We start from the raw sequence: 15,658 nt of genomic DNA on the forward strand, positions 1-15,658 counted from the left end.
ATGAGGCAGCTGAAAGCGGCATCGAGCCGGCACGGGCAGGTGTTCCGGGCTCAGCCGCCTGTCCGAGCCCAGTAGTCCACCATCACCAGCTCACCTGGCGCCACCGCCCGGGCCCTCCGCCCATCCGAATCGAGGCGCGCCTGTCGGTCCCGGGCCCGATGGGATCTGGGCCCGACTCCAGTTCCTGCTCTCCGCATCCGCACGACTTCCCGCCCCAACAAGCTATCCATACAACCGTATTGAACATACGTCATAGACGTGCGTATGATTCGTCTCGGTGACGGCCCGCCACCGACAACCGCCGAACCGAGGAGTACGCCGCCATGTCCGTCCGGCCCACGCGTTCCACCCTGACCATCCACGGCCGCGTCCTGTCCTACCTGGACTTCGGAGGTGCCGGCCGCCCTCTCGTCGCCCTGCACGGCCACCTCTCCGAGGGCGCGTCCTTCACCGCTCTGGCCGCAGCCCTCGGCCCCGAGTGGCGGGTGATCGCCCCCGACCAGCGCGGCCACGGCGACTCCGAGCGCGCCCCCGATTACACGCGCACCGGCTACCTCGCCGACCTCCTCGCCCTGCTCGACCACCTCGGCATCGGCCGGGCGGTCTTCCTCGGCCACTCCCTCGGCGCGATCAACGCCTGCCACCTGGCCGCCGAACGCCCGGACCTGGTCGAGGCCCTGATCAATGTCGACACCGCCGTCGACCTCCCCGACCACGGAACCAGCCCCCTCGCCTTCGTGCTCGACTTCCCCTACACCGCTGCCACCCGCGAGGAACTGGCCGCCGCCTGCGGACCCCTCGCCGCCGCTCTCGGCCCCGTCCTGCGCCCGCTGCCCGGCGGCGCCGGATGGCGGCTGCCTTTCCACCCGCAGGACACCGTCGACTCCGAGAACCTCGTCCACGGCGACCACCGGAAGCAGTGGCTCGCCACCGACTGCCCCGCGCTCCTGATCCACGGGCTGCGCAGCCAGGTCCTGCCCGCCGAGCAGGCCCGGGCCATGTGCTCCAGGCGCCCGGGCACGGTCTACCGCCCGCTGGACAGCGACCACTTCGTCCAACAGGCCGACCCCGAGGGCTTCACCACCGCGGTCCGCGAGTTCCTCGCGGATATCTGAACCACCCTCGTCCGATGGGCGTCGTGAGCGCCGCGGCACCGCGTGCATCACCTCGCCTTCATGTCCGGAAGGCAAGCATCTGCCCGCAGGAGCGAACGCGTGGCCGCGGATGCGGTGGGAAACCGTAGAAGGCGTGTGCGGTTCGCGGTCGCCTGCGCCCGCAGCGCTCCGGTGCTTGCCGCCCGGCTGCAAGCCGAGCTGCTCAAGCCCCATCTGACGGCTCGGTGCCGACGCCTGGGCATGATGAGTACGAAGACCGGCCGGCCTTGAGTACGCCCGCGCAGGCGAACCGGTGCTGGAGCCGATTGGCTGTACCCATGCACGAGACAATGCCCGGCCCGACCACCGACCGCGCCGCCGAGACCCCCGCCATCGACGAGGTGTTGATGTGGGCCACGACGCTGTCGGTGGCCCTGATCCCGGTCGCCTTTCTCTTCGGGGGCCTGGCCCAGATGGCAGCGGACGTCCACCCTCAGACCGTGGCGGTCGTAACGGCCGGCTGGTGGGCGTCCTGGACGGCCACCCCGCTGCTCGCGGTGGCCTTCCGGTTGTCCCTGCGGCACCCCGCCCTCGCTCCGGCGGGACGCTGGGCGGGGTGGATCGCGCCGGTCCCGCCGACGCTCACCATCCTGTTGGCCCTCGGCCTGTAGACGGCGGCCTCGCAGCCCGGACGCCGGTCACGGTTGGAAACGCTACGTCAGCGAGAAGAACCTCAGCCGCAACCGACCACCAGGGTGGGTCCGCAGCAGGCGTGGCCAGGCCGCCGAAGGCGCCGACGCGCCCCTGGCCGTCTGCCGGACTCACCCACCGCAACCCACTGCCCGAAAGGACCCGACACCGGATGTCCATATGGCCTTCGATCGTTGCCGTACTCGGCACCCTCGCCGGTGCCCTGACCGCCGGCCTCCTCCAGCACCGTTCGGCACGCACCGCGCGCGCCGAGGAGCGCGCCGACAGCCACCGCCAGGACCAGCTCGGCGCCGTCACCGACTTCGCCGCCGCCCTGGACGCGCACCGCTCGGCGATGTTCCACCGGGAGCGTCTGGCCCGGACCGAGGCAGGCACCGAGCACCAGCTGGAGGCCCAGACGAGGTCCCATGACACGCGGGCGGCAATCACCGCGCCCCACATCCGGCTTCAGGTCCTGGTCCCCGAGCTGGCCGGCCCCGCCCAGCAGGCCGCAGACGCCACGTACGCGCTGCGCAAGGCCGTCGACCGGTCCGAGCTGGACGCCCGGCGGCATGCGGCCAAGGAGGCATCCGCCGCCTTCATCGCGGCGGCCGCCACGCTGCTGACCCCCGACAATCGCTGACTCAGGGCAACCATGGCCGACGTCGCGGCCGCCCGGTAGTGCGGGCCGGGAGCCGCGATGCGGAGTTCATCGCCGGGGCGCCGGGGCCGGGGCCGGGTGCGGGCAGGTGCGGCCGGCGGGCGCTGGGCGGGGCAAACGGCAGTACGGCGGTGGGCGCCACCCCACTGCCGGTGGAAATCGCACCCACCGCCGAACATGACGGGACGGGCTGCGGGGGAATCCCCGCAGCCCGCCCCGATCCGCGAACGGATCGTCACTGCCTCTTCCGAGCAGGTGTACTACCCGTGGCTCAGTGGAAGCTGGTGTTGTGGCACTGGAAGCTGGCGCTGCTCATGAGCAGCAGGCCGTCTTCGCCCTCGGCGATCTCGAGCTGCTGGAGGTTGAGGATGGACATCACGGTCATCTCCGTTCGGTGTTCGTGAGCGCGGGCGGGTTGCCGGTGGCTCAGTGGAAGCTGGTGTTGTGGCACTGGAAGCTGGCGCTGCTCATGAGCAGCAGGCCGTCTTCCTCCTCGGCGATCTCCAGCTGCTGGAGGTTGAGGATGGACATGGCGGTCACCTCCTTTCCGCGTTCCGGTGGGCGGGTGTGTCACCCGGTTCAGTGGAAGGCCGGTGTGGTGTGGCACTGGAGGCCGAAGCTGGCGCTGCTCAGGAGCAGCGCGCCGCCTTCCTCCTCCACGATCTCCAGCTGCTGGAGGTTGAGGATCGACATGGTGTTCACCTCGATTCCTTGGATGGAGGTTCTGTCCCGGCCGGGCCGGACGCTTCCGCCGGAGGCGGGACACGGCTCAGGCGAGGGTGCCGTGGCACGCGTAGCTGATGGCGCTGGCGAGCAGCGCGGCGCCTTCTTCCTCGGCGAGCTCGAGCTGCTGCAAGTTGAGGACGGACATGCGGGTCACCTCCCTTCTGCGTCGGGGTTTCGCTGGACCGGGACCGGTGCAGCAGGCTTCAGGCGGCGGTGGCCGCTACGGGGCCGCCGAGCAGGGGGAGGAGATGGTCGGTGCGGCGCCGGGCGCCGTCCATCGCCAGGAGCACTCCGGCCGATCCGGTGGCCAGGTCCATCGACAGCCGGACCAGGTGCCTGCCGGGGAAGGCGAGGCCGTCGCCGTGGGGTACGGCGTGCCGCCACAGGTCGCGCCGGTGGCCTTCGAGCGCGTCGGCGTCGTCCGCGCCAGCGCCGACGGCCGTCAGGAAGTACAGCAGTCCGGCGCGGCCGTCGAGCAGACCCGGGAAGACGGTGAACTGGCCGCGCGCCGCCAGCCGGATCGCGGCGAGGGCCTCGGCGAGGCCTTCGCCGGTGCGGTGCTTCAGGAAGGCCGCCAGGGCGAGTCCGATGCCGGTGGATCCGGTGCCGAGGTAGAGCACGGACCGCCAGCCGTCGTCGACCTGCAGGGAGCCGTCGACGTCCGCGCACTGGGCGAGGTCGCGGCGCAGTGCCCGCTCCGCGAGGTCGAGGCAGCCGGGCTCGCCGGTGCGTTCGTGCAGGCGGACCAGGAACAGCGCGGCTCCGGCCGCTCCGGTGGTGAGGCCCGCGCCGGGGTTCTTGCCGGCCGGGTGGTCTAGCGCGGCTTCGATGCGCTCCGCGACGCGGTCGGCGATGCGACGGGCCTGGTCGAGGTGGACGCCGTCCCCGCGGCGGGCGTGGAAGCCGAGCGCGGTCAGACCCGTGCCGGGCAGCCCGGTCAGCAGCCCGAGGCTGGTCGGTTCGCCGGTGCGGTCGAGGGCCCGGCCCAGGATCTCGGTGGCCTCCTCGTGCCGTCCCAGGAGGTCGAGGACGGTGGCCACCCCGCAGGAGCCGTTGAAGAGGCCGACGGGTGCGCGGTCGATGTCCCGCAGCGTCGCTGCGGTGAGCCAGTCGGTCCACGAGGGGTCGACGGCGTGGCCCGTGGCGTGCAGGGCGTACAGGACGCCCGCCGCGCCGTGGGAGAGGTTCGTTCCGCCGCCCTCCCGCGCTCCGTCGGGATCGCCCGGGAAGAGCCGGTCCTCCCGGTGGGGGGTGGCGCAGGCGGTGAGCGCCGCGACGAGCCCCGCCCGGTTCTCCTCCCAGTCCTTGCCGACCGCTCCGGGGCCCGGTGGTGCCGGTGTGGTGGTCCCGGTGATCGACGCCATGGCGGCCGCGGCCTCGTGGGCGTACCCGGCCGGCAGCGGGAAGAGTTCGTGCGCCCATCGGGCGAGCTGGCCGGGCTTGGCCGGATCCGGGCCGGACAGCGCCGTCAGCGGGATGAACTGGCCCAGGCGCAGGGCGGCCAGGCTGTAGGCGTCGACGTCGGTGCCCGTGACGTGGGCGGGCGCCGCGAAGCCGGGTGCGCCGAGAAGACCGGTGCGCTCCTCGCCGACGGGGTGGGCGGCTTCCAGGTCGATGAAGGTGACGGTGTCGTCGGGGCGCACGATGATGTTGTTCGGGTGGAGATCGCCGAAGACGACCCCGGCCCGGTGGACGGCGGCGGCGGCCGCGGCGACCTTGTCGAGGACCGAGAGCGACCAGCGGGTGTATTCCGCGTACGTCTGCGGTGTCGCCCCGGGCCGCACCAGCGGCAGGCGCAGCACGCCGGCTTTCGCCAGTGAGTCGCCGTCGATGTACTCCTGTACGAGGAAGTGGTGCTCCCAGTACGTCTCGTAGCCCAGCACGCGCGGTACGAGACCGGTCCCGGCCAGCGCGGTGAGCATGCGGTGCTCGTGCCGCAGGCGGGCGACGGCGTCGAGTCCCCGCGCGTCCAGCCCGGCCAGGGGCCGGGCCTCCTTCAGCACGACCAGGTCGCCGGTTGCCGGGTCCTTGGCCAGGTAGACCCCGCCCCCGTTGGAGAAGTGCAGCGGCCGCACGATCTCGTAGGGCAGGTCCACGCGGCTGATCGCGCTGAACCGTTCGATGCGCTCACGGATGAAGCCGGGCGTCGGAGCCCACTTCGGCGGGGTGAACGCCGCGGTGCGCGGATCGGGCACGGGCGTTCCGTCCGGCCGGGCGATGGCCAGGACGGGGACGTCGCCGCCGTCCTGGGCCCACCGCGCGGCGAACGCCCCGTACCGCAGGAACACCGGGCTGCGCTCGCTCCAGCGCAGGTCGGAGAGGATGTAGGGGCCCTGTTGCCCGTCCAGTGCGTCCGTGAGGGCGTCCAGCAGCGTCTTCAGCTCCGCCTCGTCCGCCGGGTAGACGGCGATGAACTTGCCCGACGAACCGCGGTGGGCGTACTTGGAGTTGAAGGCCGACAGCAGCCGGCCGCTGCGCAGGTACTTGAAGGCGACGCGGTGGGAGACGCAGACGGCGGCGGCCCGGTCCAGGACCTCCTGGGCGGCCGGGACGTCGGCCGATACGTGGATCTTCCAGCCCTGGTTCGGCAGCGGCCGGCCGAAGAACACCCGCACCCATACGTCCGCGTCGTCCTGCACCAGGGTGGCGTCGCCGACCCGCGGCGGCGTCCAGCGCTCGTCCTCGTCCGCGATGCGCTGCGGCACGTCGAAGAACACCGGGTCGGCCAAGCAGAACGCGTACATCTGTTCCAGGTTCATCGCTTCCCCCTGCCGGAAATCCGCTTCTGACCCGCCCCGCTCGCGGAGCACGTCTCCACGGGGCTGCGGGCGGTACCCCGGCTCGCGGCGGTGGGTGGTCCACCCGCCGTCCGCCGGCAGTTCCCGGTGGCGGATCAGTTCGTCGTTCATGGCCACAACGGTGCGGCGGGGCGGTCCTCGTGGGATGGACGGACGGCCATCGGCACTGATCACAGCCGACGATCGGCTGCTCATCACGCGTGGACGGCCACCGGCGACCTTCGTTCCAGGCGGTCGCAGGGCCGCACACGTCACGGAACAACGGAAGAAGCCCCCATGATCAACTCGCAGCGCCTCCGCCTCGCGCTCGTCGCCCTCGCCGCCTCCGCAGCGGCGTTCACCGCTGCCCCGGCCCAGGCGGCGACGCCCGCTCCGCCGCTCCAGGCCCGGACCCAGGCCGCGACGACGGTCCAGATCGCCGACCTGGTGGACTCGCCGATCTCGCTCATGCGCTGCCGCGACGACGGCCAGGGCTGCCCCCCGCTCAAGAGCCCGTGCGGCACCGAGTGGGCCCCGACCACCATCGACCACTGGTCGGACCACATGTTCGAACGGATGGCCGAGCGAGGCATCACCGAGGCGCAGGTGCGGGCCGTCGTCGCCACCGGAAACGGCTGGTGCCAGACCAGCCAGAAGACCTTCCTGTACCAGGAGCCGGTGGGCAACAGGACCCTGGCGGTTTCCGTCGCCTGGAACAAGGGCGAACCGCTGGCCGTCACCGCGTTCTGGAAGAACTAAGGTGATGGTGGTCTGCCCGGCCCCCCTCGCCCGGACAGGCCACCGCCCACCGTCGTACACGCCGTCAGATCGCTCGAAACCGCCGAGGAGTCCGGATGCGGGCAGGGGACGCGGCCGCCGGCGCGCCCGACGGCGACGACGCACCCCTCTTCCGGGTGCTCGGCCCGGTCCGGGTGGGCCTGCCCGGCGGTCCGGCGGTCCGGCCCGGCCCGCCGCGCCGCCAAGCGGTCCTGAGCGTGCTGCTGATGCGGCGGCGCCGGCCCGTCCCGGTGGCCGAACTCGGCGCCGCCGTCTGGGGCGACGACGCACCGGCCAGCGCCGCCGGGAACCTGCGCACCCACGCGTGGGCGCTGCGCACCCTGCTCGAACCCGGCCGCACCCCGCGGGAGCCGCCCCGGATCCTGCTCGGCGACGAGCGCGGATACATGCTGGACACCCCGCCGGAATCGGTCGACGCCTGGCGGTTCGAGCAACGGGTCGAGGCCGCCCGCCAAGCTCGCGAACGCGGTGACACCGCCGCCGAACACGCCCTGCTGGCCGGTGCGCTGTCCCTGTGGTCGGGGGAGGCCCTGGCCGGTGTTCCGGGCCCGTTCGCGGAAGCGGAACGCATCCGGCTCGCCGCCCTGCGCACGGCCGCCCGCAAGCGGCACATCGCCTGCGCCCTGCGCCTGGGCCTGCACCACACGGTGGTCCCCGCCCTGACCGCGCTGACCCGGGAGTTCCCGCTCGACGAGGAACTGCGGGCCCTGCTCATGCGCGCCCTGCACGGCTGCGGCCGGCAGGCGGAGGCGTTCACCGTCTTCGCCGACATGCACCGCGTCCTCGGCGAGGAACTCGGCGTCGCCCCGTGCCGGGAGCTGACGGCACTGCACGCCCGCCTGCTCACGCGCGACCCGCCACCCTCCGTCCGCCACCTGCCCCGCACCCCTGCCCCTGCCCGGCCGCCGGCCTCGGGGGCGGCCCCGGCGGCCGCGGCGGACCGGGCCTTCGCCGAAGCCAGGGGAGTGCTCACCGGGGGAGCGGACCGCGCCGCCGTCCCCGTCCTGGTGCTCGCCGGGCCCGCCGGTGCGGGCAAGACGGCGCTGGCCGGGCGGCTCGCGGACAGTGCGGCCGACCGCTTCCCCGACGGCCGGTTCTCCGCCGAGCTGCGGACCTGGGGCCCCGGCCCGGCCGGCGCGGGCCCGCTCCTGGCGCACCTCCTGCACGCCTTCGGGATCCCGGCGGCGAGGGTTCCCGCCGACCCGGACCAGCGCGCCGCGCTCTACCGGTCGGCCCTCGCGGTCCGGCGCGTCCTCCTCGTCCTCCACGGCGCCCGCGACGCGGCGCAGGTCGTGCCCCTGCTGCCCGGCACTCCCGGCAGTGCGGTCCTCGTCACCACCCGCTCCCGCGTCCTCGCGTCCGCCCTGCCCGCCGCCACGCCCGTGGAGCTCACCGCACGTCCACCCGCCACGCTCCCGCCCGGCGGCCCGGATACCAGAGCCCCGGACTGGACCGGCCTGCCGACCGGTCTGCCGCCCGGCCTGGCCCGTGCCGCCCGTCGGCTCGCCCGCTCCGGAGCCGGCCTGTCGTCCGTCGACGCCCTCGCGCCCGTACTCGGCACCGGCCTCGCGGACGCGGCACTCATCGCCGAAGCCCTCGTGGACGCCGGAGTTCTCGACACTCCCGCACCGGGCAACTACCGCCCGGTGAACTGGCCCTGACGGACCGGCGGCCGGCCGCTGTCCCGGCTTTCGTGACGCACGCCGGAGTTTCGTCACGCTCGGCCGCCCGCCGGGCCCCCCGGCGGCAAGCACCGGCCCGATCCGGCCGTGCTCGGCCGGAGGCCACCCCATGCCTCCTAAACGTGCATGGCATTCACATGATCCTTTGAGAGTGGGCCCACCGCGCCCCGCCTGGCAAGGTCGTGCCGAGCCCGGCGGGCCGGTTCCCCCAGCCGGCCCGCCCGGCCATGGCCCTCAAACGGAGGTGACGCGTGCGTACGATCGCCGCAGGGATCCCGACCGGACCGGTTCCGACCAGCCGCCCCACCACGCACCGCGCGGACGTACCGACACCAGGTCCGGAGCCGGAGGCCACCGTGGACGGCGCCGGGAGCGAACCCTCCTTCTGCGTGCTCGGCGCGCTCCGGGTCCAGCGGGCCGGAGCCGTGCTCCCCCTCGGCTCGCCACAGCAGCGGGCGCTGCTCGCGATGCTCCTCCTGAGGTGCAACGACGTCGTGGACCTCGACGAGATCGTCGACGGCCTCTGGGGAGAGGAACCGCCGCGCACGGCGGTGGGTACGGTCAGGTCACACGTCTACCGGCTGCGGCGCCCGCTCGGTTCCCGGATCGCGACGCACGGCCAGGGATACCTCCTGCACACCGCCCCGGGCGCACTGGACCTCGACGTGTTCGACCACCTGGTCGCCGAGGCCCGCGCCCGCGCCGCCGCACAGGAGCCCGGCCAGGCGGCCGGACTGCTGGCCCGGGCGCTCGGCCTGTGGCGCGGGCCCGCGCTCGCCGGCCTCCCGGGCCCGCACGCCGCGATCCACCGCGAGCGCCTGGCGGAACTGCGGCTGTCGGTGCTGTTGGAACGCATCGAACTCGACCTGCAACTGGGTCACCACGCCCGCCTGGTCCCCGAACTGACCAGGCTCTGCGCGGAGCACCCGCTCCACGGCAGGCTGCGGGAACTCGCCGGGATCGCGCTGGCCCGCAGCGGCCGCCACCTCCGGCCGGCACCGGACCGGCACCCGCAGGACCCGCGGGACGCCCACCCGCACCCGGCCCCCGATTCGGCCCCCGTGTCGGCCTCCGGCCCGGCACCCGCCGGCCACGAGTGCGCCGATCCGGGCGGCCCACCCGTTCACCCGGACGGTGCCGAACTCCCCACGCCGGCCCAGCTCCCCTTCCCACCGGGCGACCTCATCGGCCGCACCGAGGCGGTACGTGACCTTCTCGCCGCGCTGACGGCCCCGCGGCCCGGAGTCCTGGCCGTCGCCACGGTCACCGGCACCGCGGGTGTCGGCAAGAGCGCACTCACCGTCCACGTCGCGCAGCGCCTGCGGGACCGGTTCCCGGACGGACAGCTCTACGCCGACCTGCGCGGTACCTCGGCCGGCCCGGCGGACCCCGCCGCGGTCCTGGCCGGCTTCCTCCGGGCACTCGGCGTCCGGGAGCCCGCGCTCCCCGACGGATTGCCGGAGCGGGCCGCGCTCTTCCGCACGACGGTGGCCGACCGGCGGCTCCTGCTGCTCCTGGACGACGCCCGGGACACCGCCCAGGTCGAGGCGTTACTGCCGGGCTCGCCCGGCTGCGCGGTGCTCGTCAACGGCCGGGCCGCGCTGGACGGGCTGCAGACCGTACACCGCGTGCGCCTGGAACCCCTGGCGGCCCCCGAAGCGCTGGCCGTGCTCTCCGCCGCCGCAGGTCCGCAGCGGATCGCCGCCGAGCCCGGCCAGGCGGCGGGCCTCACCGAGCGGTGCGGCGGACTGCCCCTGGCCCTGCGGCTGGCCGGGGCCCGGCTCGCGGCCCGGCCCTCGTGGTCCGTGTCCGACTTCGTCCACCTGCTCGACGGCAGCCACCCGGCCTTTCCCGCGCTGCCCCCGCTCGCCGCGTTTCCCGCGCCGGCCGGCTCCCAGGACGGCATCACGGCGTGCGTCCGCCCGAGCTACGACCTGCTCGACGGCGAAGAGGCCCGGCTGTTCCGGCTGCTGGCACTCCCCGGCCGGGGCGCCACCGACGTCGCGGGAGCGGCCGCCCTCGGCGGGCTGGCACCGGCGCGCACCGGGCAGTTCCTGGAACGGATGACCGGGCTGGGCCTGCTGGAGTCGCCCCGCCCCGGGGTGTACCGCCAGTACCCGCTCCTGCGGACGTTCGCGGCCGAACGCTCCCGCGTCCAGGACCGCCCCGAAGAACGGACGGCGTCCCTCACCCGCTTCCTCGACCACCTGCTCGCCGAGGCCCGCACCGTCCACGCCGCCGAGCGCCCGGGGCACCTCGTCCCCGGCCTGCTGCCCCCCGACGGCCGCCCCGGGCGCCCCGACAGCCGGCGCCGGCTGCTCGACCCCGACCACGACGGCGCGCTCACCGTCGCCGCGCAGATCCTCGAAACCGTGCCGTCAGCCGTGGCCGTGGCCGCCGATCTGGCGCTCGCCGTCGAACCGCTCCTGGAGGACTCCCACCTGTGGGCCCGCTCCCTCGACCCGCTCCGCACGATCCTGCGGACCGCGCAGGACCAGGGACACCTGCGCGCGGCGGGCCGGGCCGGCTACGTGCTGGCCAGCGCACTGGGCCAGTTGGGCCGGCTGGACGAGGCGGGCCGGATGCTGGACGTCGCCGAACACGCGGCGCGGGCGGTGGGCGACGACGCGGTGCACACCGCAATCCTCAACCGCCGGGCCCACCTGTGCCAGTACCTGGCCCGTTGGCACCAGGCCGACGCCCTGCACCAGGAGGCCGTCGCCGCCGGTGAGGCCTGCGGCAGTGCCTGGGCCGGCCGCAACGCCCGCGGCGGGCGCGTCAGCACACTGCTGCGCCTGGGCCGGCGCGACGAGGCCGCCGAGCTCAGCCGGACCACCCTGGCGTCCGCCGTCGACGCGGGGGACCGGGGCGGCGAGGCGTACGCCCTCTACAACCAGGGACTCACCGCCCGCCACCTCGGCCGCCCCGACGAGGCGGTGGCCCGGCACCGGCAGAGCGCCGAACTGGGAGCGAGCTACGGCTCTCCCGCGATGGAGGCGATGAACCTGGTGTCGGAGACGGCCGCCCAACTGGCCGGGAACCGCCTGTCGGAGGCCGTGGACTGCGGCGAACGCGCGGTCGCGGCGACCGGCCGGCTCGGCTGGCAGGCCGCCGAGGCCCGGGCCCGCCGGCTCCTGGACACCGCCCTGGCGGCGACGGCCGGCGACCGCCCGCCCGTCGGGCCCGGGGAACCGCTCACCTCGCCCGCCCACCCCCGGCACCCGCACCGTCCCCCGTCGGCTTCCTGAAGCTCCGGAACGCAGGAGAGCGGCCCGCCCCGGGCCGCCCCTCCCGCACCGACGTCCCACCCGTCCCCGCGCGCATCACCACCGCGTCACCGCACGACACCGCCCCGCACGGATTCCCGTACGGGGCGACACGCTCCGGGCACCCGGCGGATCCGCCAGGGCCGGTACCGGTGGTCGATCGGATCAGTACGCCGTCCACAGCGCCGCGCGAGAAACCAGACGCTCTTCGACGTGCCCGTATGACGACCGGGTCGGGCCCACAGCCACCCAACCGACAGCGGATGGAGTCCGCTGCCCCCGCACCCGGTCTCCCGGGCGGCTCAGTTGAGCGGCCGGCCGGGGCACAAGGCGTCGCCCCAAGCCGTCGTCACGATGCACTGCTTGTCGTCGTGGCCGCCGGCCCACGGCGGTGTGGTGGTCGTCCCGTGCCCGGAGGCGGAGGCCGCAGCGGCTGCGCCCCCCAGCATCCCGGTGCCCAGCACGACCGCGAACAGCATCCGCACCACGATTGCGCGCATGGTCTGAATTCCCCTCGTTTATGCGACAGTCCGGCCACGGCGGGGCGGTGGTCCTGGTCGGGGAGCCGCTCCTGCCGTGGGCACCAGCCTGCCAGTCGCTTGACGGTACACACATACCCGACGGTGGATCATGATCCTGCCACGCACGTTTAGGAGGCATGTGATGGAGACGGACGGCGGACCCGGCACGGCGGTCACGGTGCCCGGCCTCGACAGCACTGCGGTCATGCTCTACCGGTGGGCGGTCGTCCACGAACGCCTCACCCCGGCGACCCTCGCGCAGGCCGCGGCCGAGACCGGAGTCAGCCCGCGGGCGTGCCTGTCCGCGGTGCGGGCGCTGACCGACTCCTGCCTCCTCACGGAACTCCCCGCCGACGGCGGGGCGGGGGAGCCGGCCGGCTGGCGGCCGGTCAGCCCCCAGGCCGCCACCGCGCAACTACTGTCGGACCGCGACACGGCCCTGCGCGCGCAGGAGGAGGCGCTGCGCGAACAGCGCCGGCGCATCCAACTGCAGCGCGACGGGCTGGCCGCGCTGACGCCGGTCTACCTCCAGGCCCGCCGCCACGCCTTTCCCCAGGGCACGATCGACCACCTGCCGGACAAGCTGGCGGTCCGCTCGCTGCTGTCGGACGTGATCGACTCCTGCCGTAGCGAGGTGCTGGTCTCCAAGCACGGCGGGGCGTTCCCGCCAGCGGCGCTTCGGGAGGCACTGCCACGCGACCTGGCGCTGCTCGGACGGGGAATCAGGATGCGGAGCCTGTACCAGCACGCGACGCGGTTCGACCAGCCCACCCGGCTGCACGCGGAGCAGCTGATCGGGGCGGGCGCCGAGATCCGGACGCTGCCGGAGGTACTGCCGCAGATGATCATCGTGGACGGGTCGCTGGCCCTGCTGCCGGCCCGGTCGGGCGGTGCGCTGCTGATCCGGGAGCCGGACCTGCTGGCCTACCTGCTGGACGTCTTCGAGCGGGACTGGGAGAACGCCGCGCCGTTCGCGACGGGGCCGCAGGCCGCGCACGACGTGTCCAAGACGATGAAGCAGAGCATCCTCGTGCTGCTCGCCAAGGGGCTCAAGGACGAATCCATCGCCCGCCGCCTGGGCATCTCCCTGCGCACCTGCCGCCGTCACGTCTCCGAACTCCTGGAGGTGCTCGGTGCGCACAGCCGCTTCCAGGCGGGGGTCATCGCCGAGCGCCAGGGCCTGACCGCCCACCCGGACCTGCCCGCCCCCGCCCCCGCCGCCACTGCTCCGGACGGACCCGCACCCGGCCCGCCCGCCGACGACGCCGGGTCCGGGACGCCGGCGGACTGTCCCGGCTGCGGCGGGCCGGTACGCGCACCTGCCGCCGCCCCGGGCCGGTCCGCAGGCCGTCCGCCCCGCCACTGCTCGCCCCGCTGCCGCTCCCGCGCCTACCGGGCGCGGATGAAGGGCCAGGGCGCGGGGCCGGCCCCGACGGGCGTCACGAAACCCACCGACCGCATCACGTAACCCCCGCTCCACCGCCAGCCGCCCGCCGGGACCGCGGCACTGACTTACGGGGGTCGATGCTCGCCTCACATCAACGACTGGCAGGCGCTGTTACTCGGCTGAATCCCGGCCGCGTGCTTCGTATCGACCGCGGAGCTTCCTCAGAAGCGGGCAGCGCGGCGATGAGCAGTTTCACGACCGGCCTCCCTCAGCAGCAGACAGCTCGCCATGCGCGGCCACCCCTGGGCGCCGCTCGGCGTAGTGAGCCGCGGCAGCTTCCTTGCGGGCGGTATGCCGGATGCCGAGGCGGCGCGGTCTGCGGCGTACCCGTTCACCCAGTGCGGCTGCGTCCATGTCACCTGGCAAGTGAGGGGCCGTAGCGGTGACAGCGGCCACGGCCTCGGTCCAGGTCGGCATCGAGGGACTGGCGTGGGCGACGGCCACTGCCCGTTCGAGGAGAGTGAGATGTGCGAGGACGGCGTTGACGCATGGGTCGGGGCCCGCGCTCAGAACGTCGTAAGTCGTAAGCCCGTCACCGAAGTCACGGTCCAGGCTCCACAGCCGTTCTCCCCCGACCTTGCGATGCCAGATCGGGCTGAGTCGGCGATGGATGCTTCTGGCCTCGGCGCGCAACTGGTCCAGGTGCACTGAGGTGATGCGTTCTCCCGTGAGCAGCGGGGCTGACCACGAGCCGAGCAGCGCGGTCGGGACGGCTGCCGGCCGGGCCGGAGGCCGGCGGCGTCGCTGAAGGAGTGGATGGCGGTCTCCTTGCCGACAGCTGCTGCCTTGAGTGCGCCCACCGCCCTGACCAGGCCGGATTCGTCATCAAGTGGAATCGAGAGCCCCACCTTGCGGCTGCCGTCCGGCAGTATGAGCTCCTGCTCGATGTTCATGCCCGCTCCGGATGCTTCGGTCGGCAGCCACTCGGTGCGATACACGCGGCGGGGGTCCGCGGGGATGGTCACCAGGCCGGGCGCGCCGGCCTGGAGGAACGTGACCGGGCCGTCCCAGTCGTGGACGAACTGCTCGATTTCCAGGATGCGCGGGAGCGGCTGGGCTGCGCTGACCGTCAGCGGCGTGCTGCTGCCGACTGCGGGGCCTTCACCTTGCGCTACCTCGTCCGAGTCGCCGGAGCGTCAGTGATCAAGGTGCCTCCGGCTGGTCGCAACACGGGCTTTGACTCTCGATCTCGCCAAAGCAGCCGATCGAACAATAAATCTTGCAAGACTTCAGACGGGCAGGCGCCACTCCGAGCTGGCCGAGGAAGCCAGTGACGGCCGACGCCGCTGACAGCATCAGGCCCTTCTCTGCGCTGCCAGGGTGGCCGCCCGCGCACTCACCGTGCCCAGTGCCTCAGCGCCATACGCCCGGGTGGTTTGACCGGTGCACCCTTCGATCGGCCGTATATCCCCACCTATATTCAAAGAGTAGTCGCACGGCTACTTTCAGTGAAAGGGGACAGTGATGCGTCCGACGTCCATGGGCCGACTGGCGGCCATCGCCTCGACGGCCCTGCTGCTGGCCGGTGTGGTGAGTGCCGGATCGGCTCAGGCGCAGTCCGCTGCTCAGGCAAGGTATCCCGGTGGGCTCATCACCTACTCGATCGAGTTCTCCAACCCCCAGGAGAAGGACGACAACGACCTGCCCGAGCCCTACGGCAAGGTCTTCGTGACGGATGGCGGCCTCCGGCAGACCACCCTGTGGGAGCACCCGGACCTGGACATCAACACCCCCACCGTGCCGCGCTACCCGGAGTCCGGCTTCACGCACAGGTTCGCCGACCAGTTCATCAGCGAGGTGTGTGCCTTCGTGGGTGAGGACGACACCGGCATCAACGCCGACGATGTCCTCGCCGAGGGCTGCGAGCCCTTCCACGGCCCCGGTGCGTACACCATCCCCGGTCCAGACGGAGAGGTGACCGTCACCGTCTACCACATCGGCTGATCCCCCCACTGCATGGATGCCCTGCCCCCTCCTGGGGGCAGGGCATCCATGC

12 protein-coding genes are annotated in these 15,658 nt (G+C 73.6%); 8 read left to right on the forward strand and 4 right to left on the reverse strand.

What is annotated here, in order from left to right; translation table 11 throughout:
- Nucleotides 1-323: 323 nt before the first annotated feature.
- The 3 genes from ACWGH1_RS24445 to ACWGH1_RS24455 all read left to right on the forward strand — a co-directional run bounded on the left by ACWGH1_RS24445 (nucleotide 324) and on the right by ACWGH1_RS24455 (nucleotide 2,427).
- Nucleotides 324-1,115 (forward strand): alpha/beta fold hydrolase, encoded by a 792-nt coding sequence (locus ACWGH1_RS24445; protein WP_453352292.1) that lies wholly within the window; start codon nucleotides 324-326, stop codon nucleotides 1,113-1,115.
- A 317-nt stretch (nucleotides 1,116-1,432) separates the two neighbouring features.
- Nucleotides 1,433-1,765, forward strand: a complete 333-nt coding sequence (locus tag ACWGH1_RS24450; protein WP_453352293.1) for a hypothetical protein — start codon at nucleotides 1,433-1,435, stop codon at nucleotides 1,763-1,765.
- 191 nt (nucleotides 1,766-1,956) lie between these two features.
- A complete protein-coding gene (locus ACWGH1_RS24455) occupies nucleotides 1,957-2,427 on the forward strand; it encodes a hypothetical protein (RefSeq protein WP_453352294.1) in 471 nt (156 codons plus the stop codon).
- A 597-nt stretch (nucleotides 2,428-3,024) separates the two neighbouring features.
- Here the strand turns inward: ACWGH1_RS24455 and ACWGH1_RS24460 are convergent.
- The 3 genes from ACWGH1_RS24460 to lanKC all read right to left on the reverse strand — a co-directional run bounded on the left by ACWGH1_RS24460 (nucleotide 3,025) and on the right by lanKC (nucleotide 6,080).
- The gene (locus ACWGH1_RS24460) at nucleotides 3,025-3,147 is read right to left on the reverse strand and encodes a class III lanthipeptide (RefSeq protein ID WP_453352295.1); all 123 of its coding nucleotides are present in this window, start codon (nucleotides 3,145-3,147) and stop codon (nucleotides 3,025-3,027) included.
- Between the two features lie 67 nt (nucleotides 3,148-3,214).
- Entirely contained in the window at nucleotides 3,215-3,316 is a 102-nt protein-coding gene (locus ACWGH1_RS24465; protein WP_389664836.1) for a class III lanthipeptide, read from the reverse strand.
- Nucleotides 3,317-3,374: 58 nt separating this feature from the next.
- Nucleotides 3,375-6,080, reverse strand: a complete 2,706-nt coding sequence (lanKC, locus tag ACWGH1_RS24470; RefSeq protein WP_453352296.1) for a class III lanthionine synthetase LanKC — start codon at nucleotides 6,078-6,080, stop codon at nucleotides 3,375-3,377.
- Nucleotides 6,081-6,245: 165 nt separating this feature from the next.
- Between lanKC and ACWGH1_RS24475 the strand changes: the two genes are divergently transcribed.
- The 3 genes from ACWGH1_RS24475 to ACWGH1_RS24485 all read left to right on the forward strand — a co-directional run bounded on the left by ACWGH1_RS24475 (nucleotide 6,246) and on the right by ACWGH1_RS24485 (nucleotide 11,676).
- Nucleotides 6,246-6,707 (forward strand): DUF4258 domain-containing protein, encoded by a 462-nt coding sequence (locus ACWGH1_RS24475; protein WP_453352297.1) that lies wholly within the window; start codon nucleotides 6,246-6,248, stop codon nucleotides 6,705-6,707.
- 95 nt (nucleotides 6,708-6,802) lie between these two features.
- Nucleotides 6,803-8,407, forward strand: a complete 1,605-nt coding sequence (locus ACWGH1_RS24480) for a BTAD domain-containing putative transcriptional regulator (protein ID WP_453352298.1) — start codon at nucleotides 6,803-6,805, stop codon at nucleotides 8,405-8,407.
- Between the two features lie 272 nt (nucleotides 8,408-8,679).
- Nucleotides 8,680-11,676, forward strand: coding sequence for an AfsR/SARP family transcriptional regulator (locus ACWGH1_RS24485; RefSeq protein ID WP_453352299.1), 2,997 nt, complete (start codon nucleotides 8,680-8,682; stop codon nucleotides 11,674-11,676).
- A 320-nt stretch (nucleotides 11,677-11,996) separates the two neighbouring features.
- On the opposite strand, the gene ACWGH1_RS24490 is transcribed toward ACWGH1_RS24485, so the two are convergent.
- Nucleotides 11,997-12,194, reverse strand: a complete 198-nt coding sequence (locus tag ACWGH1_RS24490; RefSeq protein ID WP_453352300.1) for a hypothetical protein — start codon at nucleotides 12,192-12,194, stop codon at nucleotides 11,997-11,999.
- Between the two features lie 163 nt (nucleotides 12,195-12,357).
- On the opposite strand from ACWGH1_RS24490, the gene ACWGH1_RS24495 reads away from it, so the two are divergent.
- Entirely contained in the window at nucleotides 12,358-13,683 is a 1,326-nt protein-coding gene (locus ACWGH1_RS24495) for a helix-turn-helix transcriptional regulator (RefSeq protein ID WP_453408997.1), read from the forward strand.
- Between the two features lie 1,443 nt (nucleotides 13,684-15,126).
- Nucleotides 15,127-15,606 carry a hypothetical protein gene (locus tag ACWGH1_RS24500; protein ID WP_453352302.1) on the forward strand — a complete coding sequence of 160 codons (480 nt, stop codon included), beginning with the start codon at nucleotides 15,127-15,129 and terminating at the stop codon, nucleotides 15,604-15,606.
- Nucleotides 15,607-15,658: the final 52 nt, after the last annotated feature.

The sequence above is a fragment of the Streptomyces sp. NPDC054883 genome, assembly GCF_053610645.1.